Source organism: Formicincola oecophyllae (assembly GCF_006542395.2).
Taxonomy (GTDB): Bacteria; Pseudomonadota; Alphaproteobacteria; order Acetobacterales; family Acetobacteraceae; genus Formicincola; species Formicincola oecophyllae.
Window position 1 is genome coordinate 1,751,500 of record NZ_CP038231.1, and the last position, 24,422, is coordinate 1,775,921.

22 protein-coding genes are annotated in these 24,422 nt (G+C 61.3%); 11 read left to right on the plus strand and 11 right to left on the minus strand.

Features of this window, described 5'->3' with window-relative positions; genetic code table 11:
- Positions 1-5: 5 nt before the first annotated feature.
- Positions 6-1,055: a hypothetical protein gene (locus E3E12_RS07740; protein ID WP_141443774.1), complete on the plus strand. Its 1,050-nt coding sequence runs from the start codon at positions 6-8 to the stop codon at positions 1,053-1,055.
- 642 nt (positions 1,056-1,697) lie between these two features.
- Here the strand turns inward: E3E12_RS07740 and E3E12_RS07745 are convergent.
- The 4 genes from E3E12_RS07745 to E3E12_RS07760 all read right to left on the minus strand — a co-directional run bounded on the left by E3E12_RS07745 (position 1,698) and on the right by E3E12_RS07760 (position 5,887).
- Entirely contained in the window at positions 1,698-2,534 is an 837-nt protein-coding gene (locus tag E3E12_RS07745) for a Fic/DOC family protein (RefSeq protein ID WP_141443775.1), read from the minus strand.
- A gap of 428 nt (positions 2,535-2,962) precedes the next feature.
- The gene (locus tag E3E12_RS07750) at positions 2,963-3,394 is read right to left on the minus strand and encodes a DUF2470 domain-containing protein (RefSeq protein ID WP_141443776.1); all 432 of its coding nucleotides are present in this window, start codon (positions 3,392-3,394) and stop codon (positions 2,963-2,965) included.
- A 159-nt stretch (positions 3,395-3,553) separates the two neighbouring features.
- Positions 3,554-5,116 (minus strand): M20/M25/M40 family metallo-hydrolase, encoded by a 1,563-nt coding sequence (locus E3E12_RS07755; protein ID WP_240810494.1) that lies wholly within the window; start codon positions 5,114-5,116, stop codon positions 3,554-3,556.
- A 144-nt stretch (positions 5,117-5,260) separates the two neighbouring features.
- Positions 5,261-5,887 carry a hypothetical protein gene (locus E3E12_RS07760; RefSeq protein WP_141443777.1) on the minus strand — a complete coding sequence of 209 codons (627 nt, stop codon included), beginning with the start codon at positions 5,885-5,887 and terminating at the stop codon, positions 5,261-5,263.
- A 317-nt stretch (positions 5,888-6,204) separates the two neighbouring features.
- On the opposite strand from E3E12_RS07760, the gene E3E12_RS07765 reads away from it, so the two are divergent.
- Positions 6,205-7,536: a multidrug effflux MFS transporter gene (locus E3E12_RS07765; RefSeq protein ID WP_141443778.1), complete on the plus strand. Its 1,332-nt coding sequence runs from the start codon at positions 6,205-6,207 to the stop codon at positions 7,534-7,536.
- Between the two features lie 252 nt (positions 7,537-7,788).
- On the opposite strand, the gene E3E12_RS07770 is transcribed toward E3E12_RS07765, so the two are convergent.
- The 4 genes from E3E12_RS07770 to E3E12_RS07785 are packed head-to-tail and all read right to left on the minus strand — an operon-like array spanning position 7,789 to position 11,057.
- Positions 7,789-9,213, minus strand: a complete 1,425-nt coding sequence (locus tag E3E12_RS07770; RefSeq protein ID WP_168194420.1) for a phage tail protein — start codon at positions 9,211-9,213, stop codon at positions 7,789-7,791.
- A complete protein-coding gene (locus E3E12_RS07775; RefSeq protein WP_168194421.1) occupies positions 9,210-9,767 on the minus strand; it encodes a phage tail protein I in 558 nt (185 codons plus the stop codon). The genes E3E12_RS07770 and E3E12_RS07775 overlap by 4 nt, the downstream gene beginning before the upstream one ends.
- Complete coding sequence (locus E3E12_RS07780) at positions 9,760-10,719, minus strand: baseplate assembly protein (RefSeq protein ID WP_141443781.1); 960 nt, start codon at positions 10,717-10,719, stop codon at positions 9,760-9,762. The genes E3E12_RS07775 and E3E12_RS07780 overlap by 8 nt, the downstream gene beginning before the upstream one ends.
- The gene (locus tag E3E12_RS07785; protein WP_240810495.1) at positions 10,716-11,057 is read right to left on the minus strand and encodes a GPW/gp25 family protein; all 342 of its coding nucleotides are present in this window, start codon (positions 11,055-11,057) and stop codon (positions 10,716-10,718) included. Before E3E12_RS07785 ends, E3E12_RS07780 begins: the two co-directional genes overlap by 4 nt.
- A 340-nt stretch (positions 11,058-11,397) precedes the next feature.
- Here E3E12_RS07785 and E3E12_RS07790 point away from each other — a divergent pair, with 340 nt between their 5' ends.
- Entirely contained in the window at positions 11,398-12,804 is a 1,407-nt protein-coding gene (locus tag E3E12_RS07790) for an SEL1-like repeat protein (protein WP_141443783.1), read from the plus strand.
- A 937-nt stretch (positions 12,805-13,741) separates the two neighbouring features.
- Here E3E12_RS07790 and E3E12_RS07795 read toward each other — a convergent pair.
- The gene (locus E3E12_RS07795) at positions 13,742-14,512 is read right to left on the minus strand and encodes a helix-turn-helix domain-containing protein (RefSeq protein WP_141443784.1); all 771 of its coding nucleotides are present in this window, start codon (positions 14,510-14,512) and stop codon (positions 13,742-13,744) included.
- 133 nt (positions 14,513-14,645) lie between these two features.
- Between E3E12_RS07795 and E3E12_RS07800 the strand changes: the two genes are divergently transcribed.
- The 8 genes from E3E12_RS07800 (at position 14,646) to E3E12_RS07835 (ending at position 21,975) form a co-directional block, all read left to right on the plus strand.
- Entirely contained in the window at positions 14,646-15,065 is a 420-nt protein-coding gene (locus E3E12_RS07800; RefSeq protein ID WP_141443785.1) for a hypothetical protein, read from the plus strand.
- Positions 15,062-16,009: a DUF1376 domain-containing protein gene (locus E3E12_RS07805; protein WP_206338645.1), complete on the plus strand. Its 948-nt coding sequence runs from the start codon at positions 15,062-15,064 to the stop codon at positions 16,007-16,009. The genes E3E12_RS07800 and E3E12_RS07805 overlap by 4 nt, the downstream gene beginning before the upstream one ends.
- A complete protein-coding gene (locus tag E3E12_RS07810) occupies positions 16,006-16,635 on the plus strand; it encodes a hypothetical protein (RefSeq protein ID WP_141443786.1) in 630 nt (209 codons plus the stop codon). Before E3E12_RS07805 ends, E3E12_RS07810 begins: the two co-directional genes overlap by 4 nt.
- A 24-nt stretch (positions 16,636-16,659) precedes the next feature.
- Positions 16,660-17,001 carry a hypothetical protein gene (locus E3E12_RS07815; RefSeq protein ID WP_141443787.1) on the plus strand — a complete coding sequence of 114 codons (342 nt, stop codon included), beginning with the start codon at positions 16,660-16,662 and terminating at the stop codon, positions 16,999-17,001.
- A 69-nt stretch (positions 17,002-17,070) separates the two neighbouring features.
- Positions 17,071-17,589: a hypothetical protein gene (locus tag E3E12_RS07820; protein WP_141443788.1), complete on the plus strand. Its 519-nt coding sequence runs from the start codon at positions 17,071-17,073 to the stop codon at positions 17,587-17,589.
- Positions 17,590-17,818: 229 nt separating this feature from the next.
- Complete coding sequence (locus E3E12_RS07825; protein ID WP_141443789.1) at positions 17,819-19,039, plus strand: toxic anion resistance protein; 1,221 nt, start codon at positions 17,819-17,821, stop codon at positions 19,037-19,039.
- Complete coding sequence (locus E3E12_RS07830; RefSeq protein WP_141443790.1) at positions 19,036-20,559, plus strand: VWA domain-containing protein; 1,524 nt, start codon at positions 19,036-19,038, stop codon at positions 20,557-20,559. Before E3E12_RS07825 ends, E3E12_RS07830 begins: the two co-directional genes overlap by 4 nt.
- A 795-nt stretch (positions 20,560-21,354) precedes the next feature.
- A complete protein-coding gene (locus tag E3E12_RS07835) occupies positions 21,355-21,975 on the plus strand; it encodes a glutathione S-transferase (protein ID WP_141443791.1) in 621 nt (206 codons plus the stop codon).
- 207 nt (positions 21,976-22,182) lie between these two features.
- Here the strand turns inward: E3E12_RS07835 and E3E12_RS07840 are convergent, their stop codons facing one another.
- Both E3E12_RS07840 and E3E12_RS07845 read right to left on the minus strand, forming a co-directional pair.
- Positions 22,183-23,481 (minus strand): 5-fold beta-flower protein, encoded by a 1,299-nt coding sequence (locus tag E3E12_RS07840; protein ID WP_141443792.1) that lies wholly within the window; start codon positions 23,479-23,481, stop codon positions 22,183-22,185.
- A 158-nt stretch (positions 23,482-23,639) separates the two neighbouring features.
- Positions 23,640-24,149 (minus strand): 5-fold beta-flower protein, encoded by a 510-nt coding sequence (locus E3E12_RS07845; RefSeq protein ID WP_141443793.1) that lies wholly within the window; start codon positions 24,147-24,149, stop codon positions 23,640-23,642.
- Positions 24,150-24,422 lie beyond the last annotated feature (273 nt).

Sequence of the window (24,422 nt, forward strand, 5' to 3'; positions counted from 1 at the left end):
GCGCCATGCCTTATACCTCCAGGCTTGAAGCCGACCTGGCAGCGCTTGAGGACCTTTTTGAAGGCAAGCGCCCCACAGGCAGCCAGAAGCACTTGCCCCAGGCGCCAGAGCTTGTGGCAACCAGCTACGGCCCCAATTTGGGCAGTTACGGCAAAATGCGTGACAGCCGCTACCTGCCCACAGGCCAGGATTCAGACGCTGCCCCAGGGGAGCAGGGTAAAGCCCGGCAGGTGGGTGCAGCCAGCAGCCCTGAACAGGCAGGCAGCCGCAGCGGCAAGGTAAGCGCGCACGCCCCAAGTAGCGCTCTTCCCCCCAGCGCCAAGGGGGCTGTCCAGCCTTCAGCGCCGCCCCAGCCTGGGCGCAACCCCGACATCCCACCAGAAGCTTACAGCGAGCCAGACGCACGCGACCTCCTCAACGCGCAGGCGGCGGAATATGTGGGCGCGCAGGCCAACACCCTCCTAGTGGGGGTGGGGGGGGTGCTGGCCGCCCTTGTGGGGTGGACGATCGGCAACGCGTTGAGCGCGCCACTGCCTTACACCCTCAATTTGGGGTTCAGCGTGCTGCTGGGCACGCTTGGTAGCGCTGGGCTAACGCTCTCGGCCCTTTACCTGGCGCGTGCCTCCCTCTGGCCATGGGTGCCGCACCAGCAACACGGCACAACGCCTGGATTGTTCCTGGACAAGGGCATTTACTGGCTTTTGTTCACGCTGGGGGGGACGTGCCTTCTGTTCCTTTATGGCTATGGCTGGCGGGTGTTCTGGGAAAATACCCACAGCCTCACCAAGCCCCAGCCCATGGAATGGGGCGTTGTGCTGGCCGCCTGCGCCACCTTGGTGGTGATGACGTGGCTGTTCCTCATGGTGGGACGTACTGTGTGGCTGGACGGCACGCTGCAGCAGCACAGGCCAGATTGGCATGGGGAGATGAACCGCCTGCGTTACATTTGGCACCGCACCAAGGATTGGCGGCTGCGGGGGTTTTTCTGGGCCTTGTGTTTGGGGGGGCTGTTCTCGCTGCTATTTGTGGGGCTTGACCATGTCAAGCATGGCTGAGGGGTGAGGGGGCTGGGAAGGGCTTACAGGAGCTTTCGAGAGCCTTCCTCAAGCGTTCTGAGCCTGCTGGCAATCGCCGCTAGCTTACGCTTGATGGAAAGGTGCAACGCCCACCCCCGGTCGTAGAAGGCGCTGCCCACAAGCACAGGCGCGCTGCGTCCCCTGTGGCTGGACTGAAACGGACTGAATGAGGGTTGAAGGCGCCTTCAAAGCTGGGCTGGGGGTGGAGGCAATCCCCCACAACCAAAAGCGCCAGAAGACCAGTCCGGCTGGCCACAAGGCCCCTTGGCGTTTCAGCGCCTGCAGGGGCGGCGCTGGGAAAGGCGCCGCTGGTGGGGCACGGTGTGAAGGCGAGCGAGGGCCACAGCCGCAGGCCGTGTTGCGCAGAGGATTATGGGAAGGGTTGTGAAGGTTGCACCCCTGGCCTTCACCAAGGCCCTGCGTCCGTCACCATCAGCACCCTCCCCGCTTTCCACGAAAGCATCGTTCACCCACGCCCAATGCGCACTATTATTGAGAATATGGCGGCGGTGGTGCACCAAAAGTCCCAACGCCACCCAAGCGCTTGAGCGTAGCTCTATGAGCCGGTTGAGACTTTTGAGGGATAATGGCGCGCGACATAAAGCCACTCTTCAACCGTCCTCAATCAGCCCTGGCCAGTGTGGGCGCTTTGTGCAGGTGCGCCCTGATGAGTTCAGCCATGCGGCTGGAATCGCCATCGGCCGCCTCTTGGGAGGCCGCAATCATCTCCCCCCGCAAAGCGGCGCCATGGCGCCAGAGCAGTTCAAACCCCGCCCCCTGGGCGATCTTCTCAAACACCATGCGCTGGGCGCGGCCGTTGCCCTCCCGAAAAGGGTGGAGCATGTTAATTTCCCCCAGATAGTGCCCAGCGCGCGCGGCAAACACCTCAGCGTTCAGGCCGCGGAGATAATTCTCCTGGGCCATGGCCTTGAACAGTTTCCGCCCCTCCCCCTCAATGCAGGCAGGGAAAGCGAACACGGTACCACCTTTGGTGATGGACACTGTCCTGATCTGGCCCGCCCAGGAATAGACATTCTTGAACAAAGCTTTGTGAATGGCGCGGAAAAACGCTATGTCAACAACCTTGGGCGGCGGGGTGTTTTTCAAAGCAATTGTGGCGATGAAGGCCAGGTTGAACTCCGCCGCGCTCAAAAGTTCAGCCTGCTGAAGGCCCAGGCGGTTTTTCAAAACGCCTGTGCGGAGGTCGCTGTAAAGGTCTTGGGCGCATTCGCCAGCGCGGGGCCGGGCGGTGCCAGGCGCGGTGGCTGCGTGGGCTTCCAGAACATGGCGGTGCAGTGTTGCCCAGGCCATCTGCCCCTCAGCGTGGCGGCGGGCCATCGCCTCCACCTCTGGCGCAACCTGGCCGCCCTCTATGGCCATGGAGGCCAAGGCGCTGTCGATGGCCGCATGGCAGCGCATTGTATCCATCGCAGGCGGGTTGGGTGCTGCACGCCTCATGGCAGGTCCTTTCAGGGCAAGGTGGTTTCTAGCCTTGTCGTTTTAAGGCTCAGCGCCTTTGAGCGTGCCGCTGGTACTCCTAGAGGCTCTTCAGGGTGATAAGCGATGCCACAAAAGTGCTTGGCAAGGAGGGTGTGGGAAGAATTGTACCGTGGGCGTTGATGAGGTTAATTTCAGATTTCTTGGATAAAATGAAATTAAGCTATTTCATCCCAAAGATGATTTGATATTCTTAATATCACGCTTAATATCCACTATTTTATTGCCAATCTCATTCATAATTTCAGATACTTTGAAGTAATTTTCATTACAAATATGAATGTTTGTTCCGTCATAATTATTGGATTCTGGTAAATTTCAGACCTTGAATGTTTTATGTAATCTATGATTTTATTCAGACCTAAATTGATATCGAAGCTATTTTCGAGTTATATAGCACTATTTTCTAGCTCCAAGAAGTCAGGTTCACTGATGTAGAAATTACCATCGATTTCTTTTACTGATTCCAAAGATTTGATTATTTCAGTGCATTCCTCAATTTTAATGTCTTTATCCTCTTTTTTTCTATTTTTTTCTGACCATGCTTGAGCGGCCATGGCCACCAGAACGGTGGCGAAGGCCCCCGCCCAGCTGGCGCTTTGGCTGCTGATGTCTTGCTGGGGCTGAGGCCAGGGCAGGGTGAAGCCGAAGTTCTCAGCCGTGCTGAGGACGGTCATGATGCCTGTGAGCGTGGCAGCCACAAAGAGCACGATATCCAGCCCGGTGAATCGCCTCAAATAACGCTTCAGCCTATCCCCATGGTGATAGAGGCTGACCAGCCCCCCGCCAATCAACAGGCCTGTATAGAACCCTAAAGCCATCACGGCGCCTCAACCCCAGCCAAGCCTCCCTTGAGGCGGGGCGTGGAGGCCACTTGCCCTTGGCTGTGCTGGCGTTGCGCCAAACGGAAAGGGATAGGCACCTAACGCAGCCCCCGATTCAGGCCGTCCATGACTACAGCACCACCACAGCGCCGTTCTTCACCGGGGCTGTGGTGCTGGGGCGTTGCCCTGGCCAGGGGCCGCGCCTGGCTGGGTGAGGCGATGGAGGATGTGCAGCCAGGAGCGGATGCCGTTGCGGTAGGAATCAAGGCCGTAGCGCTCATTAGGGGAGTGGATGCGGTCATCATCCTGGGCGAAGCCCACCAGGAAGGCGTCCAGCCCCAGGATGGTCTTCATCTGCTCCGCCAAGGGGATGGAGGCGCCGCAGCCAATGCAGGCGCCCTTGGTGCCCCAGGCAGCGCTGAGGCCCTCCAAAATGGGGGCAAGCCACTTATTGTCCCTATCCAGCGCAAAGCCAGGGGAGGCCCCGTAAGGCTTGAAGCTGATGCGCACGTCAGGCGGCATGTGGCTGGCCATGTGGGCGCGGAAAGTGGCGCGCACTTTCTCAGGGTCCTGGCCCGCCACCAGGCGGAAGGAGACCTTGGCCGTGGCGCTGGCTGGCAGGACAGTTTTGAACCCCTCCCCCTCATAGCCAGAGGAGAGGCCGTTGATATCGCAGCTGGGGCGCGCCCAAGTTTGCTCCAGCGCGCTGAAGCCGCGCTCGCCAGCTGGCTGGGCCAGGCCAACAGCGCGCAGGGGCAGGTTCTCGTCAGGGAACAGGCCGCGCCAGCTGGCCAGCTGCTGCTCTGTAGGCTTGCTGACGCCTTCATAGAAGCCAGGCAGTGTGACGGCGCCGTTAGCATCGTGGAGGGTGGCCAGGGCGCGCGCCATCAGGGTGGCGGGGTTGGCAGCCGCCCCCCCGTACATGCCTGAGTGCAGGTCGCGGTCAGCGCCGTGGATGGTCACCTCATCCGCCACCAGGCCGCGGAGGCTGGTGGTGACGGCGGGCGTTGTGCGGTTGGGCATGCCCGTGTCGCACACCAGCACCAGGTCAGCGTCCAGCTGCGCTTTGTGGGCTTCCAGGAAGAAGGGCAGGTTCTCGCCGCCCGTCTCCTCCTCCCCCTCAATCAGGATGCGCAGGTTGCAGGGCAGGCTGCCTGATTGGGCCTGCCAAATACGCAGGGCCTCCAGGAAGGTCAGCAGCTGGCCCTTGTCATCGCTGGCGCCGCGCGCCGCCATGACCTCGCGCCCGTCACTTTCCTGCAGGATGGTGGGTTCAAAGGGTGGGTGCTGCCACAAGGCCAGCGGGTCCACAGGCTGAACATCGTAATGGCCGTAGAACAGCAGCGTTGGCTTGCCAGCGCTTGTTCCCGTGCCAGCCGTTGCCGTGCCAACATCTCCGGCGCCCGGCTGGCCAGCCTCATCATGGTGGCCCATCACCACGGGGTGACCTGGTGGCGCCCAGTTCACTTCATGGAGCGCCGCCTCCAACCCCAATTCGCGCAGCTGCCCCGCCACCCACTGCGCAGCTGTGCGGCAGTCGCTGGCATGGGCCGGATCGGTGGAGATGGAGGGGATGCGCAGGAAGTCGGCGAAGCGCGCCACGGCCTGCGGGAACGTGGCGTCCGCTAAGGCCAGCATGGCGGCCAGATCAGGGCTTGGCTTGCTGGGTGGCGCCGTGTTGGCGGTGGTGCTTGCCTTGGTGTCGCTGGTGTCGCTCATGGTGGTGCCTTCACTGCTTAATCCTGAGAATGCGCTTGGCGGTTGTTCCCCAGCCCCCCTCCGCGGCATGATGGCCCGCAGAATGCCGAAATGCCGGTGTGGGGTGGCCTGGGGAATGCCCAGACCGTGCCCCCACCAAGCCCCTCAGCCCAGGACTTGCGGGTTGCGGGTGGTGAGGATGCGCTCTACCTCCCCCCACAGGGGGCAGGCATAGACTTGCTCCTGCAGGGCCTTGGTGGCGTGGGCCTTGGCAGCTGGCGCCATCTGGCCCCAATCAACAGGGCCACGCCAGAAGCGGTAGAAGCCAAGCCCCGGCACCTGCCCCTCCGGCAGGGGGCTGCTTTCAACCACCATTACCTCCAACGGGGGCAGGATGATGGTGCCGCTTGGCGTGCGCGGCCCCTCCAGCGCCACGCCAAGGGCGTTCAGCGGCAGCCCCAGGAAGCGCGGCGCCGCCGGGTCGTTGAGGGGCGTGTCCCCACCAGGCTGCAGGGCGGCCGTTGCAGAAACGCTGGGCGACCAGCCCAGTTCACGTGCCAGCGCGCTGTAGGTGACGGGCTGGCGCGCCTTCACCTGCCGCACCAACAGGCCCAGAATGTGGCGTGCCAGCACAAGCTCCTCACGGGCGAAGCCCCTGTTGGTGCCGGGGCCTTCAGGCGGCCATTGCAGGCTGCTGATGTCGCCTTTGAGGGCATAGGCGTAAACGCCTTCGCCCACGCTTGCAGCACCTGGTAAGGACGGCTCTGTTGGGGTGGGCGCTTCCTGGCTCATGACCGATGAAATCCTCGCGTTGGGCGGCAGCCTGGATCGGCGCCGTTTCTGGGGGCGGATTATGAACCGGCCCACCACCTTCCTTCAACCCACCCTGCAACCCAGGGGTGAACAGGGGCGCGCCAGGCGCCCTGCAAGCAATGGTGCAACCACCACAACCAATTCCCCCGCACCATCCCCCGTGCCGCAGGGTTGCGGGCGCTCCCCTTGGGGCCAGCACCCTTTGGCCCTAACTTGGGCCGCACCTGCCCCTCTTTGCCCGCCCTTGTTGGCTTGCCCTTGCTTGAATAACCCTTTGCTTAACTGGAAGTGACGTTATGGCCACCCCAACACCACCCACACCAGCGCCCAGCCTCAGGCCTGCCGACCATGTCCAGGCGCAAGGCGGGCGTGGCCGCAGGCTGTGGATGCTGGGCGTGCTGAGCTTGCTGATGGGTTTCGCCGCCATCTCCACTGACGTTTACCTGCCAGCCATGCCAGCCATGGCCAAGGCGCTTCATGTCGGGGCGGACATGATGGCCTGGACGGTCTCCACCTTCCTCATCGGGTTTAGCTTGGGGCAGTTATTCTGGGGACCGTTGAGCGACCGCCTGGGCAGGCGCCTGCCCGTGGCGCTGGGGCTTATGGTGTTCATGGTTGGGTCCGCTGGGTGCGCGCTGGCAGGCTCCGCCATCATGCTGATTGCAGCACGCATGGTGCAGGCGCTGGGAGCGGCAGCTGGGGTTGTGCTCTCCCGCGCGATGGTGCGCGACCTTTACGCTGGCCACAGGGGGGCTGCGATGCTCTCCACCCTCATCACCGTTATGGCGGCTGCCCCCTTGCTGGGGCCTTTGGTGGGGGCGCAAGTTCTGGCGCACTGGGGATGGCGGGCGATTTTCTGGGCGTTGGTGGGCATTGGCGCAGCCACCTTGGCCGCTCTGGTCACCTTGCCTGAAACCCACGCCACCCAGCACAGGGAAACCGCCCCCCTTACCACCCTGATGGCGCGTTACGGCCAGCTGGCCACCAACCCAGCCTTAATGGCGTGGGTGGTGTCCTGCGCTTTTTACTATGCTGGGCTGTTCGCTTATGTAGCGGGGTCGCCATTCGCTTACATCAGCTTCTACCATGTCGCGCCAGAGAATTACGGCTGGCTGTTCGGCGCTGGCGTTGTCGCTATGATGGTGGCTAACACGCTCAACACCAGGTTGCTGCCGCGCTGGGGCCATGGCGCTGTGTTGAAGGTGGGGGCGGGGCTTGCTGCCCTCTCTGGCCTGGCCTTGGTGGTGCAGACGGCAACGGGCTTGGGTGGTCTGGCGGGGCTGGTGGCTGGCAACTTGGCTTACCAGTTCTGCTCTGGCTTGGTGATCGCTAATGCCATCGCTGGCGCGCTAGAAGGGCACCCGCGCGCAGCTGGCGCGGTCTCTGCCCTTTCAGGGGCATTTCAATATGGCAGCGGTATGGTGGGCACGGCCCTTCTGGGGTGGTTTGCCAACGGAACGCCCCAGCCCATGGCGTGGTTGATGGGCCTTGGCGGCGTTGGCTGCTTGGCCTGCGCACTTTTGGTAAAGGCCCAGCGCCACCCTGGCAGCGGGCACGGCAGTGGCACGCTTGAACAGGCAGCGGCCCTGGCCACAGTGGAAGCTGAGGCTGGCCTGCCAGAGATGTGAATGGGGCGCTGGTCGCAGGCTGAAGTCTGGAAGCGGGCGGCGGTTAGACAGTGGCTGCCAGCCAGGTGATAATGGCGATGCCCATGCTGACAAAACCGCCCCGTCCCCCAGCGGAGAAACGACCTCCGCTGTGGGGGCATTCGCCACCGCCAGCCACTGCCTGCTTCCGTTCAGCGTCAGGCGCGTGTCGCTTCAGAAATGTCGGCGTCTTTGACTGGACATTCTAATTTTCCATGTCCCCCTGCAGGGTGGTTAGGTCTTGCCAACGGCAATGAAATTGAATGTTCCCTGTGCGGCGTCGTGCACAGGGAACTGGCCGCTGTTGATGTTGATGACGCGGATCTGGAAGCCTTCGTTCGTCACAGATCCGGCCGTGAAGTTGGCGTAAAGCGACTGCGGGTTGCTGTCCTGGCCGGTAATCTGGATGTTGATCTGACTGGGGTCGCTGTTCTTGAAGGGCGTTGGGAACTTAATTTCAAACTTGTCAGAAACGCCGGATGCCTGCCATTCCTGCCATGTGTTGTTGCCTGTCTGACTGATGAGTTTGGGCAGGTTGTTGATCTGCGTCTGCAGGTTGGCATCTGCCTGTTGGCGCTCCTGCGTTTCTTCATAAAGGCGGTCGATGGAGGTCAGGTCGATGAAGCGCAGTGTGCCGCCGACATCATTGTAGGTGAGGCACGGGTTGCCTGTGCTGGTCTGAAAAAAGAGGGAGATAACGGCCTGGTCCAGCGTTCCCTTGTGGGCCACCCCTGAAACCATTTGCCCTACGTCCGCCTTGGTGCTGAGGGGGACGTAGTCGCCACTGGTGGTGATAAAGGCTGGCGCGTTGGCATCGCCACCCTGGGTGACGGCGGCCTTCACCTGGCCGTCCTGGTCGGCGCCGCGGCCGCCCACAAGCGGTGTTGGGCCCTGCCCATCGGCCATGAACCAGGCTTGCTGGGTGGTATCGTTGACCGCCAGCAAGGTGATGGGCTTGTTGTACTGGTCCTTGACTGGTTGGTTGGGAACGTAAGCGCCCTTGGGTTGGTAGCCTGCCAGGTCGGCGGCCAGCGCCAGGTCGCGCCAGCCACTGGCGTCACCATACATGGGGCGTTTGGTGCCGCCGTTGGTGTGCAGACCTAGCCCCTGCCCATCCCCATTAGCGGGCACAAGGCCAGCTGTGCCTGAGACGAACGTGGCCTCAGCGCCCTCAGCGCGCCTGGCCTCAGCTTGGACGTGCTCATCAACGTAAGTGCGCGTGGCGACAGCGGTGTTGGGGTCGACCACCAGGTTGATGACGCTGGCATTGGCCGTTTTGAACGTCAGCGTCAAAGCCAGCTGCCCTACGGCGCCATCGCTTGTGGCAGGTTTATAGACTTCAGGCAGGTTGGCGATGGCGAAAAGCGTGCCGTCATCAGTGAACAGCCCAGCTTCGCGGATGGTGTAGCCACCGCTGCCAGCGCCAAAGATCCCCTCCGCCTTCCATTCAGTTGGATCGTCAGCTGACACAGCCAAGGCGTTAAGGGGGACGCGCGCCGTCTCATGTTTAAGCGCCGTCTGGTCCTCGGTTGGGGTGTAATCGGCGCCTGCACCGTCACCCACCGCTAGTTGGGTAAGGGTTATCTTGCCACCCTTAGCGTCCGCCGCCGCCTCCAGGGCTAGGCCTGCCTTGGTCTTGATGGTGATGAAGTTCGTCATGGTGCTGGTATGTCCAAAATGAGGCCGTAATGCGCACAGGCCGCACGGCATGTGGTGGCTGTAGGCTGGGCGGTGATGTCAGCGCTGGTCAGCCAGGAGCGGGCATTCTTGGTGGTGGCGACAATGGCCATGATGGTGGCCCAGGTGGCAGGGGTGACGGTGGCGCCATCCATGCTGAGCTGCAGACGGAAGGTGTAGGGGGCCTTCCTGGGGCTCTCCTCAAACCACTCCACCACCTGCACGCCGATGTTGAGGGCGTAGAGGGCAGCGCGCAGCGCCCCGATGGTGCCCTTGTGGCGGTGGATTTCGCAGGATGCCGCAATGCTCTGGCGCTTTTGCTGGTCTGTCCAGCCACTGGACCAGTTCTCCACACGCCACGCCCAGGCCAGCCAGGGCAGCCAGCAGGTGGGGATGGTGGCTGGGTTGGCTGTTGTGCGTACCAGGTGGGGAATGGTGGCTAGGCGCGCTGCTGCCGCCACGTCCAGTGCCGCCTCCAGGGGTGTTTGGTTGGGCGGCAGGATGCACTCCGGCAAAGATGGGGGTTGCTCAGTCACCGCCAGCCTCCGCCACAGTAATGGTGGTGGCCGTGCAGTACCCTACCTGCCCAGCCCCCATGGTGAGATCACCCCCCCAGCCTTGAAGGGTGACGTTGCGCACCCCCCCTTGCTGGAGGGCGGCGTAAATGCCTGAAGTTGCCACCATGTAGCCAATGCGCCTGATGGAGGCGCAGTAAGCCGCCAAAGCGTCCTGGGCGCTTTTCAACACCACTTGGGCGTCAGGCCCAGGGTAGAGGTCCAGCTGAGCGGTGATTTGGTAAGGCACCACCTGGGCGGGAAGGACCTGCACCAGGTCCGTCAGCGGGCGCACGCGCTCTGCTGTCACAGCTTGGGTGACGGTGTCCAGCAACGCCTGGGGCGCTGCGCCATCACCATCAGCGGCCAGGACGTAAAGCGTCACCTCCCCTGGCGCTGGGGAGGTCACCTGCACGTCCGCCACCTGCGCTGAAGCGCTCTTGGCATGGAACACGTAGCTGCCAACGCTGCCTGCGGTTGCGTAACCCTCCCACGAAAGCTGAATGCGGGCGCGGAAGGCATCGTCACCCTCCATCACCGCTGGGGTGGGGGGCGTTGTGGTGGGGTTGGCTGGTTCCAGCACCAGGCGCTTGACGTTGAGGTTGGCGCCCAGCTGGTCCAGGTCAGCCCCTGTAGCATAGGCCAGCATCACGGCCTTTATGGCCTCGTTGCGGCGCTGCTTCTCCACCGCCAGGCGCCAGGCGAAGGCCTCGCACAGCTTCACGGCTGGGTCTGATTCAAGCCAGTTCGTAAAGGCAGGATCGATGGCGCCCAATTGCTGGAGGAGCGCGCTGAGCTCCTCCTCTGCTGAGACCTCCGTGATGGCCTGCGGTGCAGGCAGGTTTGACAGGTCGATGGGGCTGTAGAGGGTTTCAACCTCCCCGCCGCCACCGGTGGTGGCGCCTGTAAAGGCGCTTGGGACCGCTTGCGTCACGTCTGTGCCTTATTGTTGATGGTTAAGTCGTCAATCCGGAGGGGGGTCTGGGTGGGCACATAAGTGCCTGAAAGCGCTAGCTGCAGCGCTCCCGGGATTGCGGCTACCTGAACATGGCTGACAGCCAGGCGCGGTTCCCAACGTTCCAGGGCTTCCACCACGGCAGCGTAGACCGCCATGGCGCCAGCGTTGTTCTGGGGGCTGTCCACCAATTCAAACAGGCGCGACCCATAGTTGCGGCGCATCACCCGCGTGCCCAAAGGCGTGGTGAGGATGTCTGTGATGGCGGCGCGCAGATCCGCCATCCCCTCCAAAGCTTTGCCTGTGTTTCTGTCCATTCCGCTCATGGGGGGATGGTAGGGGCCTCTCCCGCCGCCCATCCATTGGACTAGCGCTCATGAGATTAGCGCCCAATGGACCAAGCGCCGGGTCCATTTAAGGGCGGCTGAAGCACCTTCCCCTGCCACAGTGTTGCCTTCCGGGCGTGGCAGGTGGGCGTGGCGCGCCCCCAGATGGGCGCCCCCTGGCTGCTGGCAGGGGGTGGCTGGAATGCCCTCCGCTCATGGCAGTGCCCGGCCCCCTGGCACCAGGAGCGGTCATGCGCTTATTTTGCGCCCTTCGCTTATACGTTTGCCTTAGTTGCTTTTCATTCGCTTACTCTTAAGGAGCCAACCATCCATGATTTCCCCCTTGCCGCCTGCTTTCCGCCGCTCTTTGGGCTTTGGCAAAGCCTTGCTGATGGCGGGCACGGTGCTGGGCGCGACCTGTGGCCTGCAGCTGGGCACAGTATCTGCCCACGCTGAAGCCACCCAGACCCAGGCCCCAGCCCCCACCCAGGCAGAGGCGGAAGCCAAGGCTCTGGCGCAGGCCCACGCCCCAACCAAGGGGCAGGCCCTGGTGCAAGCCCAACCCCAACCTTTGAAAGGGCAGGCCAAAGTTCAGCTTCAGGCCAGCCCAGCTAAGGCTGGCGCGCTCAAAGCGCTCGACAAGGGGACACTTGCTAAAAAAGCCCCAGCGCAAAGCTCATCCCCCCAACCACCAGCTGCTGGCAGCGTTGCCGCTATCAAGCAAGCTGCCGAGGGGGGGGACGCCACAGCCCAGACCAAGCTTGCCCTGCTTTACGCTATGGGGCCGCAGAACGGCGTTAAGGATGTGCCGCAGGACTACAGCCAGGCCGCCAAGTGGTTCCGCAAAGCGGCGGAGCAAGGCAACGCCGCAGCCCAGTACAACCTGGGCGTTTTGTGCGTGGAGGGGCGCGGCACGCCGCGCGACATGGCCCAGGCGGTGGACTGGTACCGCAAGGCCGCAGCCCAGGGCAACGCTGGCGCAGAGGACAACCTCGGCATCCTCTACGCGTTGGGGCACGGCGTGCCCAAGGACCCAGCCCAGGCTGCTTCCTGGTTTGAAAAGGCCGCCCAGCAAGGCAAGCCCGATGCCCAGTTCAATTTGGGCCAGGCCTACGACCATGGCCAAGGCGTACCCAAGAACAAGGCGCTGGCAGCCAAGTGGTATGGCAAAGCTGCAGCCCAGGGCAACGCTGGGGCGGAGGACAATCTCGGCATCCTCTACGCGCTGGGCCACGGCGTGAAGCATGACGATGCTAAGGCTGCCGCCCTATGGCGCAAATCAGCGCAGGCTGGCAACAGGGACGCGCAGTACAACCTTGGCCAGCTTTATGAACAGGGCCACGGCGTGCCCCAGGATTACGCCCAGGCGGTGGCGTGGTTTGAAAAGGCCGCCACCAAGGAAGGGGACGGCAAGGGCGACCCCAGAGCGCAGGCCAAGCTTGGCGCACTTTACGTTTTGGGCAATGGCGTCAAGCAGGATGACGGCAAGGCCGTTCATTGGTTCCGCCTGGCCGCTGACCAGGGCTTTGCTGACGCTGAAGCCATGATGGGCACCCTTTATGAGCACGGCCAGGGCGTTTCCAAAGACAGTGACGACGCCAAGGAATGGTACGGCAAGGCCTGCAAGCAAGGGCTGGCTGGCGCCTGCGCCGCCCGCGCCCGGCTGGAGGCCCCAGAGGCCCCAGAGGCCCCCAAGCAGCCAGCTGCAGCCGCCGCGCCAGCTAAAGCCACGCCTTGAAGGCCCCGGCCGCCCAACACTTACTAGGAGCGCGCTGAATATCGCTTCCGGGAAAAGCGTTTCAGCTTGGCTGTTCGCTGTCTTGGAACCGGTGGCGGGAAGCTCCTCGCCGCTTGGCGTGCCGCCTGCGCGGGGCCGCTTCCCGCCTTTATAGAGCTGCGCCCTTTAACCGGTTCCGCTGTCTTGGAACCGGTTAGCCAGGCCTTTTCTACGTTTGGGCTTACGCCCCTCTTGAACCCTAAAAGCCGGACAACTTATTGTGTTTGCCCTTCGGGCTACACTCCAACGTGTCCGGCTTTAACAGGCTTCGCCTTATACGGGTTCGCTGCACGGGTTCCTCACCGGCCTTAACGGGCTAACGCCCTATAGGGATTCCGCTCTCTTGGCGCCTAAAAGCCCGAAGCGGCGGCCTATAGGGCAGCGCGGGATCTTAAACAGACCCTAGTTAAAGCAAGGGTGAACCTGCGCTAGCCGTAGGCAAGCAGAAATGAATCCCTTGCTTTGGTCGCCAAGACAAGTTCAGTTCGCTTGAGCTTACGCTCGGCGCTACCTTCATTCCGGACTTTAACGCCCTTCGGGCTATACGGCGCCGCTCTCTTGGTACCCCTGAGCCGGTGCTTTCTGCTGCCTTGCCCTGCGGGCAGCGGCAGGAGCGCACCGGCATCTACGGCTGGTTAGCCTAAGGGGGTTCCGCTGTCTTGAACCCCTTAAGCCGGCGTTACACGCTGTTTGGCTTAACAGCCTGCACAGGTTTCACACCGGCATCTACGGCTGGTTAGCCTAAGGGGGTTCCGCTGTCTTGAACCCCTTAAGCCGGCGTTACACGCTGTTTGGCTTAACAGCCTGCACAGGTTTCACACCGGCATCTACGGCTGGTTAGCCTAAGGGGGTTCGCTAAGGCCCCTTCGCTTCACGGCTAGTTAGCCTAGATGGCCCCTTACGCGAAGTCGAAGGAGACGCGGGGCTGAAGGCGAACTGCGCACACCACCACGGCGGCTATCCTGATGTCAGGCGCTGCGGCCTGGTCGTTAAAATCAGCGCTGATGGGCGGAATGATGAAGGGATTCTGGAACTCTGGGTCATCGCTGCGCGGCCACAGCAAAATGGTGCCATCAGGGCGGCGCTGATAGGCCTTCACGGTGGCTTCGAACGCGTTGGAGGTTTCAGAGCGGCGCAGCACCACAACGCATTCGCCCGTTTGGGGCTCGCGGCCCAGCTCATCGAAATCAATCACGCTGATGATGGAGCCTTCGGGGAAGAGGCGGTTCATGCTAGCGCCGCGCACCAAAAGGCCATAGCGGTGGCAATTGGCTGGGTAGCCGTCTTCAGCTGGGGAGGTGATGCTGAACCAGTCCAGGGGGCTCCATTCAAGGGCATCGGTGAAGAGGCCTGCCTGGACGCTGCCGCGCACCTCTATTTGGCGTGTGGGCATACTGCCGCGCGTTGGCGGCAGGGGGGCTGGGTTCTGTTCGCCATAATAGAGTTCCTGCACAGAGCATTTCAGCACCTTGGCCAAGCGTTCCACATTGCTGCGCCTTGGCTCGGAGGTGCTTTTGCCAGAAAGCAGGCCAGATACGAACGTGCGGCTGACGCCAGCCGTGCGCGCCACAGTGGCTTGGTTCAGGTTCAAGGCCTTCATGCGCTTGGCGACACGCTCCGCCAGGGGGGAGGGGCGATGGGGCTTGGGGGGGGAGGATGGAGTGCTCATGGTCAGTTTCAACTTACATCATAGTAAGCTGCAACTGACAAGTGTAAGTTTAAACTGACATATGGGGGGTTAATTTAAAGTAAATATTACAAATGGGCTTGAAGGTGTCATATTTATCTGACAGCTTAAGCCCATGACCTATGAATCACTCCTCCACGAGATCACCGAGTTTTGCGCCCGCTGGGCCATGGCTGAAACCACTTTTGGCCGTGCAGCGCGCACAGACCCTTACATCATCAAACGCTTGCGCCAGGGGCGTGATGTGCGCTTCAGCACGTTGTTGAAGTTGCAGCGCTTCATGCTGGACTACCCCGCCACAACCATGGCTGACACTTGTGCTGAAGCGGGCAGGCGCACGCACCCTGCCACCACCGCGCTCCAGCCCATGGCCAGCAGGCCTCAAGCAGGCCAAGCTAGGGCGGTGGGCATTCCCACAGCGCACCATCCGCTGCCCCCACTGGGCATGGGTAGCAGTGCAGCCACCCTGGCTGCCGCCCTAGCAGCCCAAAAAGCCAGCCAGCGCTCAGCCCACCAAGCGGGGAGGCGGCCATGAGCGCGCCAACATCTATATGGATGCCGCTTTACATCGCCGATTACCTAGCCGACACAAGCCGCCTGACCACCCTTCAGCATGGCGCTTACCTGCTTTTGCTGATGGACATGTGGCGCAATGGCCCCTTAGCCCCCATCGACAGTGAGTTGGCCATGGTGTGCCGCTGCGATGAGGTGACCTTCACCCAAAAGGTTTGGCCCACCATCAAGCGCTTTTTCACCACTGATAGCGCAGGCGACCTGGTGCAGAAGCGCCTGATGACTGAACGCGCTAAGGCAGCCGACATCAGCCAGAAGCGCCGCGCCGCTGTGGCCAGGCGCCGCGACAGGCAGGGCGCAGACAGCCCCGCCATGGCAGAGGAGGGGAAGTGTTCAGAAAAAATGACAAACACCCCCGCAACAAACGTCCTTACAACTGTACCATCACCTGTGATTTCACCTTTGGGTGCATCTTTAACAGCACAGGGGGGTTCAAGTCTGGCTTCAGATGAAGACACAGGCGCGCGCCTTCACAACCACAATCAAAACCACAGTCACAATCACACCAACAAGCCCCGCAAGGAAGCTGGCGCTGCCCTGGAGGGGAGCCCTTCCCTGGCTGATGGTGAGGGGGAGGGAGGAAGCCGCAAAGCCCTGTTCACCACAGGGCTGGCCAGTGCACGTGCCCTCACCGGGCTGGCTGAAAGCGGTGCACGGGCTTTGCTTGGCAAGCTTTTGAAGCAATCTGGTAATGACCCAGGCGTTGTGCTGCGTGCCCTGGCTGCTGCGCAGGCCAGGCAGCCATCTGACCCAGCGCCGTGGTTGGTCAAGGCGGTGCAGGCAGAAGTAAGCGCTGCAAACTGGCCTAGCACGACAGCTGTTGGGAAGGCGCAGGGCCCAGCCCCTTTGCCACGGCAAGGGCTGGATGAAGCTTTGGCAGCGTTACGGCAGCGGGGGCTAGCATGAACAGACCCCCAATCCACAGCGTTTCCTCCCCCAGCGTTCCTGACGCCCCCAGTGCGCAAGCCAGGTTAGGCCGGCGCTGCCACCACCCTGAACAGGAACGCCACGTCACAGCATGGCTTGCCCTGCTGGCGCAGCGCCTGCGCCACCAAGGCCACAGCACCCCGCATGAAAAACGCGCTTTGCTGGCTGATTACGCGCAGTTCCTGCTTGAGGATGGCATCGCTGTGGGGACTTTCTGCACAGCCAGCCTCCACGCGTTGCTGCGTGAGCGCGAGTGGTTTCCCACCTATGCCACTTTGCTGCGTGAATTGCGCGCTTTCCAGCAAAGCCAGGGCGCTGCTGTACCAGGCAAGCCCAGCCAAGCCCCCACAGCGCCAGAGCACGATTTGCAGCGCGCCTTAAAACTGTGGGCTGCACTTTTCCAGAAGGAAGGCAACCTCAGTGCCGTTCACCGCGCCTGGCCTACTGTGGCTAGGCAGGCTGGGCTGCCCGCCTGCACGCCCAACAGGGAAAACTACGCCAAGCTGCCCAAGCCCCAACAGCCCAATGCGCCCCCAATCAGCACGTCCCCACACAGCGCCCAGCCAACCACCAACCGACCCACCTTCACTAAAGGGAACCACTAAGGGGAACGCCTCATGAACCAGCCCATGACCAACCACACCAGCCAGCCTGTCATCATACCGCCACGCCAACCAGCCCCCCGAGCAACCAAGCGCACAGCGCAAGGGGGCACATTTGGGTTTGTTGTGCTCAGCGCCAAAGGCCAGCGCCACGAAGGCACCACCCAAGGGGAGCTGGCGCAGGCCCTAGGGCTGGGACTGCCAGAGTTGCCGCGCCTGGTGCGGGGCATGGTGGCTGAAAGCGCTACAGCCCACCTTTACTGGCTGGACATGCCACGCCTGGCCAAAATGACTGGCCATGCGCTGAGGGGGCCTTGGCAAACTCCCCACCAACGCTGGGAACTACGCAAACCCCCCACCCAAACTTGATGCCCCAGCAGCGCCCTGCCCTGACGGCACTTTGACGATTCAAAATGACGATTCAAACGGATATCCACCATGACCATCCAAAACCTGCACAGCTTCCCCAATAACCAAGCCATCCAAGGCATGACTTGCCCAGCGCCGCACTTCAGCCCCTTTGGCCCAGGCCAGAACAGCCAGTACCCCCTCCAGGCCCCTTCCCCCGCTATGGTTACCACCAGGGCCAAGGTCAAAGGGAACATGATTGGGCGCAACCTGCTTGAGGTGGCCGATGTCATTGGATGGGACAAGGCGGTGACCCTAGCGCGCGGGATGCCTGTGTTCCACCGGCGCGGCAAGGAGGAGCGCATCCTCTACGTGCCGCGCAAAGCCAACCAAGCGCACTTCATTGCTAAGTTGATTGGCATGGAAGCCATGGAGAAGCTCTGCGCCGCCATGGCCTGCTGCGTGCTCAACATCGCCAGGCCAGAGCTGGTTGAGCAGCGCCTGGCCGTGGAAGGCCTGCTGGAGCACACGGCGCTGAGCTTCAAGGAAATCGCCAGGCAGACGGGGTTCACGGAAAAATCAGTCCGCCGCCGCGCTGACATGGTTTGAAGGGGCATGGTCTGAGAGGGCCGCCAAGCTTACATTTCAAGCTTACATTGAAAGAACGTGGAGGGTGTGAGGGGCCTGTCACCAACCCTTGCCTGGTCTTGGGCGCTGCGCATGGCCTGCACGCTGCGCAAGGCCTGTTCAGCGTTGGCTTCATGGGGCAAAATCAGCCACTACTTTGCTTCCGCTACCCCTCAACAGCCCACCTTTGAACGATCTACCAGGAACAGCCATGCAGCCTGCGCCCACAGCCCAGCCAGAACCCCAGCAAAGCACAACACCAACCAGCAAGCCGGCTAAGCTTACAGCGCCGCAAGTGCTGGAGGCCATGCTGAATGACCCCTCCCGTCCTGCTATTAACATCATGGATCTGGGCGCTGTTGCCAATCTGGACACCCCCCTCAACCAGCGCCGCTTCGCTTATGCCAGGGACGTTCTGGCTGCTGTGCAGGTCAAGGACAGTGGTGAGGTAGGCCAGCTTCTGAGCAGGCTTTCCAATGTTGTCAACAAAGTGGATCCAGAGCCAGCCAGCAACGGCAAGTTTGGCCTTGGGGTGGTGGTGCGCCTGTTCAAGCGTGAGGGTAACCGCTTCAAGGCCATTGTGCGGCAGTTCAAATCCGTGGAAGGGCAGATTAACGTCATCGAGCAAGCCTTGATGCAAAGCGTCCACACTGCGCAGACGGATGCACGCACCATCGAAACCCGCATGACAGGCGTTGAGGAAGCCCAGAAAGCCACAGGCGACCTCCTACACCAGGCCCAAGGGGCGCTGGTTTGGTGGGAAGGGCACAGGCCAGCTTTGGTGGCAGCTACCACAACAGCTGAGGGCGACAGCGGCGCCATGGCTGCCGCCACACTGGCGCTGCAGCAATTTGATTCAGGGCTGCAAGCCCTCAAAAACAAGGTGGCCGACCTGGCCACCATGCAGACCGCTTACGCCCAGGATTTGACCACGCTTGAAATCGCGCGCGAAAACGCCATCCAGGTGGGGCGGGTCATCCACACAGCCCTGTTCTCCCAATTGACGGAGTTCCGCAATTTGTTTGTGGACACGCTGGTGTTTGAACACCAGGCGGACGTGGCCCGCCAAACAGAGGCCGTTGGCAGCAGCGCTGACGCCCTGCGCCGCAAGCGTGGCCTGACGATGCAGAAGGCCACTGTGGCTTTGGCTGAGCAAACCTCCAGGCGCGTTATCAACATGGACACCATCCGCGAAGGGCAGAAACGCCTGCGCGAAACCATCGCCCAGGTCAGAGCCATTCAGGAGAAAGCCGACAGGGCGCGCGCCCAGGACATGCAAACCTTGCAAGCCATGCAAAAAGACATCGCTGCTGAGCTTGCTGGCAAGCCAGGCGCCCTTAACGCCTTGCCTGCAACCACCGCTACAGGCGTAGGCAGCCTTCTTGAGGGGCTGGGCGATTCCAGCCAACCAAGCGCGCCTAACGCGCCATGAAGCCTGGCGAACCAACAGCCCAACCCCCAGGTGATGGCAGCCAAGAGGGCGTGGCGGCCATCCTGCAAGCAGCAGAGCGCGGCGGGGGGTCAGTTAGTTCCCTGGGTAGTGTGCTTTACGGGCGCTACAGCGCGCGCACGCGTTCGCTGGCTGCCAACGCACCACTGCCGCCGGAGCTTTCCTCCCTTCAAACACTGGCCCAGGAACTGGCAGGGCGTGTGGATGCCATTACCGCAGGCGCTGTGAAGGGTGGGGAGGACCCAGGCTTCACCCCGCGTGAGCTGGACGTGGCTGAACGGCAAATCAGCAAAGGTTTGGCGAAGCTTGGCCCCCATGAGGATTTCCTGCGCCAAGCCAGCGATGCCACCCAAAGCGATTGCCAAGCTTTGGCGCTGCTCCTCAAACATATGGAAGGGGCGCGCGATGTTCTGGTAGGGCGCCAGGTTGGAGGCGCTTTAAGCCCCAACGCTGATTTGGGGTTGCGTCTGCTTGGCCAGCGCTTGCAGGCGCTTGGCGTGCTGGCTTCTGACCTTAATTTGCAGCAGGCGCAAATCAACAACGCCATCGCCAATGACCACACATTGCGCACTTTGGCTGAAAGCACGGTTCATGGCCTCATCGCCCAGTTGCGGGCCTGGTTTACCCTTAATACCCCCCAACCTCAGGCCAGTTTGGGGGAGGATGGGTTCCTGCCAAGTGCGCTGGCCACAGCCAGGAACATGGCCCAAAGCCAGACTGAGGCCCCAGGCCAGGGCGATTTCATGGCCCAAATCATGCCTGAGCTTGACCGCAAGCTCAGCCAAGCCATGGCGCGGCGCGCCCTTGGCGATGACCTTTGCTTGCGTGTGGGGGTGGCGCTTGAAACCTCGCTGCCTATGCGCGCCCTTTACCAAAACGGTGTGATGACGGCACTTGCCCAGCGCCTTCATGCTGTGGCGGTGCGCTTTGACAATGACGGGGCGCTTGAATGCTGCGCCTTCTCCAGTAAGGGAAGCGGCAAATCTGGCCAAAGCCACCTTCTGCCTGCCATGACACCAAGCAATGCTGATGGCTTCGTGCGGCGTAACATCCATAAGAACTGGCTGAAACTGCTGGGGCGGGAGGCGGCCTTCGCCCCCCTTATCCAGCAATTTCTGGAACGCTGGTTTGGCGTGCCAGTGGAAGGGCACGGCCTGCGCTACCAGGCTGGCGAATTGTGGCGGAAACTAACGGGGCGCTGGCGCAAGCCCCTCTCCACCTTGGAAAAGCGCATCCCCGCCCTTTTGGTGGTGGTCACCCAAGGCCACAATGAGGACATCACAGAAACATTGGAGGCCCTCAACAAAGCGGCGCGCCAAAACATGTTCATCATGTTCCTGGTGGTGGGGCAGGGTGGCCTGCGCCCTGAACTAGCCGAGCTTCTACATGTTCTGCCAGCTGTGGACAGTTTCAGGCTGTCCAACCTAGCAGCCCTTGATGAGGAGAGGCTTTACCAAAACCTACTTTCACCCAAATTGGCGGCGTGGCTTAAAACGCGTTGACCACAGCCATGCTCACCAGGCCTCTGGTCTGGTTGTTTGGCCTGTGGGGTTGAGGTTGAGGTCCTCATTATTGGAAGTTATGTCAGCGCCAGCCAACACACTAACCACACGCTTAAGGGGGACTGTGTAAGCGTTGACTTTCAAGGGGGTGAGAAGGGCTTAGCTAGCAGCTTCAAGATTGCCTCGCTTCCCCACCTCTACAATTAACATTACGCCATGGTTCATATGGTTTAAGAACAATTCTGTTAAGTTGAACAAACAAACAACAATTGCAGGGTGTTTAACCAACTTGTTCTCAAAGGGGACTTTGGAAGTGCCCTTAACCAGAAGCTTTGAAACCAACCAGCCTAAGGGTACAGGCCTGAAGCACAGACCGCGCTCCAACCAGGCGCAGCGCCCCGCCTGGATTTCATGGCCGCCAGGCAACAATGCCTTGATGCGTCAGCGCCATTGACCCCCAGGGCCATGATTTGGTTTCGGCTTCTCGTTTTTTTCAAAGTTTTGTCTAAGCGTTTCAAGGGCCAATTCTGGGCGGGGAACGCTTTAGGGAAGCATGTGAACCCTTTGAAAGACCATCCTGAAAAAAGGCTGTTTAAAGCCATTAATTCGCCTGTTTGTCACTTCTGATAACATCTATTATCGGTAGTGTTAGATGTTTTGAATAACCTAAGGGAAGGCCACCGAGCGCGGCGCGCGCAGCAAATTCCCTGGCCAGGAAACCGCTTTGCCTGCACCATCAGGAACCTTTGGGAACACCCAACAGGAACAGGGAGGGGCCTAGCCCATGAACCAACCATGAAACTCATCGGCACGTTGGATTCGCCTTATGTGCGCCGTGTGGCCATCACATTGGATCTGCACGATGTCGGATTTAAGCACGAAGCATTGTCGGTATTTAGCACCTATGATGCTTTCGCCGCCATCAACCCTGTGGTCAAAGCGCCTACCTTGGTGCTTGATGATGGCACGGTGTTGATGGATTCAACGCTCATCATCGATTACATCGAAGCCACAAGCCCGCCTCACCGCAGCTTGCTGCCCAAAACGCCAACGGCCTTGGCCTGGTCCACGCGCACCCTTGGGTTGGCCTTGGCCGCGTGCGAGAAAACCGTTCAGCGCGTTTATGAACTCAACCTCCGCCCAGCGGAAAAGCGCCACCAACCCTGGGTGGAACGGGTCACCCAGCAGCTTTTGGCGGCCTGTGCGGGGCTGGAGGGGCAGTGGGCCAACCACCCCTTACCGCAGAAAGGGGAAAGGCCAAGCCAAGCTGCCCTAACCAGCGCTGTGGCGTGGTCCTTCATGCAGTTGATGCTGCCTGATGTGGTCAAGGTCAGCGCTTTCCCCACCCTCCAAGCCCTTGGGGCTGGGTTGGAGGGGAGCGCTGCCTTCAAGCGCTATCGCATTCCTCCTTCCTGAAGGGCTGTTTTCAGGAAAGCCCTATAGAGATGCTGGCAGGGTTCTTTCAGTGCGCGCCTAGACGTGCCATCCTGCCAAGCATCACTTCCGCTAAATGGGCCAAGCGCCTGGGAGGGAGGCCTTTATCTTAAAGGCCTCCACGGATAAAGGCGGTGCTGACCAAAACAGCCCCGCTACCATCCCACCACCATCGCCAAGCCTGGCGCGTTAGTTCTGGGTTGGGGTCTGGCCTTGGTCCTGGCCCTGATTTTGGTTGGGGTCGATTTGGTCCTTCAGCAGAAGAAGCGCGCCTGCCTCATCCCCTGGCGGCACAGTGCCCACTTCCTGCCCTGCCGCGTTATCCACCGTGCCATCTGGCTGCAACTGGCCAACTTCCTGACCAGAGCCATTATCGATGTCCCCATTGGATTGTACTTGGGCGATTTCCTGGCCAGACGCGTTGTCCACGACGCCATCAGGCTGAATCTTAGCGATTTCCTGGCCAGACGCGTTGTCCACAACGCCATCGGGCTGGATTTTGGCGATTTCTTGGCCAGATGCGTTGTCCACAACACCATCAGGTAGTATCCGCGCCACTTCCTGACCAGAGCTGCTGTCGATATCGCCGGGGCGGTAGGTGCTGTCCCCTGTTGGCGCTGGTGGTGGCGGGGGTGGTGGATAGCCGCCGTGGTTATGGTCGTGGTCGCGGCCAATGTAATGGTCGCGCTCCACCACACGGTCATGGTAGCGCTCAACATAATAACGGTTATGGTTATAAACGCGTGGCACATAGACCACGCCTTGGCCGCCCCCAGGCCCTCCAGCACTGCTGGCGGTTGCTGGCGCCTTTTCCACAACAGGGCTCGCAGGATTGGCCACAAGCGTAACGTCAGACGTGGTGCTGTAGGCCACATGGCAGTTCAGAAGCTTCAAATGGTCGGCAGGGTAGCGGGTGGTGGCGCTTGCCGTGCCATAGTGGGTGGGCATCCCCTCTTCATTCGTGGCGGTGATGTGGAGCTTGTCCACCAATTCCCCCTTGAACAACATGCCGTCATCACTGGTGATGTCGATGGGCTGCTGTTCAGCGTTGGCCTGCCCCACGCAGCCTTGCAGCCCTGGCGGCAGGGCTGGTTGCGCTTTGCCCCGGCCCAAGCGCTTGCCGTGGGTGGTGGCGTTGTTGGGCACCAAATGCGCCTGCACGCTTTGGTGGCGTTCCAAGTGGCAGTTCAACAGTTTCAACTGGTGGGCTGGAAAGCTGACTGGCGCCGCCCCGTCATCCTCCCCTGTGACGAAACGCAGCGTTCCCGCCCGCTGGCTTCCCGTAATGCTTGCGATGTCGTGCAGGACTTCCCCTTTGCGCAAAGGGGGCTGGTCATGGGGGTAGTTTCCCAGGGCCACTGCAGCGCACAAGGGGGGTTGGGCATCGTCTGGGGATTGCTGGGCGTGGGCAGGCGCAGCCAGCGCCACCCCCAAAGGTAGGCAGGCCAGAATCAGCCTGTTTTCAAAGCGCTTGATTGGATTTTTCATAAACGTTTCGCCTAAGTAACAAATAAATTTCAATCATCACCAAGGCCAACCCTGGGGCATCCGCCTTCCACCCCCAGGGGGACAGCGGCAGGTGTTGAGGGCTGGCGCAGGCTCAGCGGTTCCTGGTTCCTGGTTTAAGGGCTTGGGCGCTGGCCTGGTCAGCGGGAGGAAAGGCCGTCCCGCAGTATCATGATGGCGCCCACCTTATCGCCAGGCGGCACATGGCCTACCACAGCGCCTGTTTTGTTCACCACAGTGCCGTCTGAGCGCAGATTGCCCACAGGTTCGCCGTAGCGGTCGTCCAGCTCCCCATCGCTTGTCATGTGGCCCATGGTGGCGCCGTAGGTGTCAGTGATGGCGCCATCCTGGCCAATGTGGCCTTTCACAGCGCCGTAGCGGTCGGTCAGGGTGCCGTCACTTTCAACATGGCCTGTCACGGCGCCGTAACGGTCTGTGGTGGTACCGTTGCTTTCCATGTGCCCTGTTACAGCGCCGTAGCGGTCCGTGGTGGTGCCAGCGGTGTAAGGCGCCGCCAGCGCAAGCTGGGGCAGACCAGCTACAGCCAACCCCAGACCAAGCGTTGGCAGCAGGTAGCGCCACCCCCCTTGGCGCTTTGGGAGGCAGGGGGTGGCAGTGCGCTGATGGCAGCAAGGGTAGGGTAGGGTCACGGTGTTGGATCCTTCTCAAACACGAATACAAAATAAGGGCGGGGCCGTTCTCAACGCTCTGTGAACGTAACGAGGGCCTGGATGGCACGCCATCAGGGCTAAACTATGTTAAAACCAATTTTAAGGCATATTTTTCCCATAATGGGAAAATACTAGCCCAGTTCCTTGTGAAATTTTCCCAAAATGGTAAAAAGGGAGCGTCCCAAAGGTGCCCAGCACCCCTCGCCACCACACCCCGCCACGGCCACGCCTTGAAGGGGCCTTTGCCAGGAG

What these genes read in the sequence shown, in the direction of transcription:
- E3E12_RS07740 (WP_141443774.1), top strand. Translation starts at nt 6, where the DNA reads ATGCCTTATACCTCCAGGCTTGAAGCCGACCTGGCAGCGCTTGAGGAC.
- E3E12_RS07745 (WP_141443775.1), bottom strand. Translation starts at nt 2,534, where the DNA reads ATGAGGCGTGCAGCACCCAACCCGCCTGCGATGGATACAATGCGCTGC.
- E3E12_RS07750 (WP_141443776.1), bottom strand. Translation starts at nt 3,394, where the DNA reads ATGGCTTTAGGGTTCTATACAGGCCTGTTGATTGGCGGGGGGCTGGTC.
- E3E12_RS07755 (WP_240810494.1), bottom strand. Translation starts at nt 5,116, where the DNA reads ATGAGCGACACCAGCGACACCAAGGCAAGCACCACCGCCAACACGGCG.
- E3E12_RS07760 (WP_141443777.1), bottom strand. Translation starts at nt 5,887, where the DNA reads ATGAGCCAGGAAGCGCCCACCCCAACAGAGCCGTCCTTACCAGGTGCT.
- E3E12_RS07765 (WP_141443778.1), top strand. Translation starts at nt 6,205, where the DNA reads ATGGCCACCCCAACACCACCCACACCAGCGCCCAGCCTCAGGCCTGCC.
- E3E12_RS07770 (WP_168194420.1), bottom strand. Translation starts at nt 9,213, where the DNA reads ATGACGAACTTCATCACCATCAAGACCAAGGCAGGCCTAGCCCTGGAG.
- E3E12_RS07785 (WP_240810495.1), bottom strand. Translation starts at nt 11,057, where the DNA reads ATGGACAGAAACACAGGCAAAGCTTTGGAGGGGATGGCGGATCTGCGC.
- E3E12_RS07790 (WP_141443783.1), top strand. Translation starts at nt 11,398, where the DNA reads ATGATTTCCCCCTTGCCGCCTGCTTTCCGCCGCTCTTTGGGCTTTGGC.
- E3E12_RS07795 (WP_141443784.1), bottom strand. Translation starts at nt 14,512, where the DNA reads ATGAGCACTCCATCCTCCCCCCCCAAGCCCCATCGCCCCTCCCCCCTG.
- E3E12_RS07800 (WP_141443785.1), top strand. Translation starts at nt 14,646, where the DNA reads ATGACCTATGAATCACTCCTCCACGAGATCACCGAGTTTTGCGCCCGC.
- E3E12_RS07805 (WP_206338645.1), top strand. Translation starts at nt 15,062, where the DNA reads ATGAGCGCGCCAACATCTATATGGATGCCGCTTTACATCGCCGATTAC.
- E3E12_RS07810 (WP_141443786.1), top strand. Translation starts at nt 16,006, where the DNA reads ATGAACAGACCCCCAATCCACAGCGTTTCCTCCCCCAGCGTTCCTGAC.
- E3E12_RS07815 (WP_141443787.1), top strand. Translation starts at nt 16,660, where the DNA reads ATGACCAACCACACCAGCCAGCCTGTCATCATACCGCCACGCCAACCA.
- E3E12_RS07820 (WP_141443788.1), top strand. Translation starts at nt 17,071, where the DNA reads ATGACCATCCAAAACCTGCACAGCTTCCCCAATAACCAAGCCATCCAA.
- E3E12_RS07825 (WP_141443789.1), top strand. Translation starts at nt 17,819, where the DNA reads ATGCAGCCTGCGCCCACAGCCCAGCCAGAACCCCAGCAAAGCACAACA.
- E3E12_RS07830 (WP_141443790.1), top strand. Translation starts at nt 19,036, where the DNA reads ATGAAGCCTGGCGAACCAACAGCCCAACCCCCAGGTGATGGCAGCCAA.
- E3E12_RS07835 (WP_141443791.1), top strand. Translation starts at nt 21,355, where the DNA reads ATGAAACTCATCGGCACGTTGGATTCGCCTTATGTGCGCCGTGTGGCC.
- E3E12_RS07840 (WP_141443792.1), bottom strand. Translation starts at nt 23,481, where the DNA reads ATGAAAAATCCAATCAAGCGCTTTGAAAACAGGCTGATTCTGGCCTGC.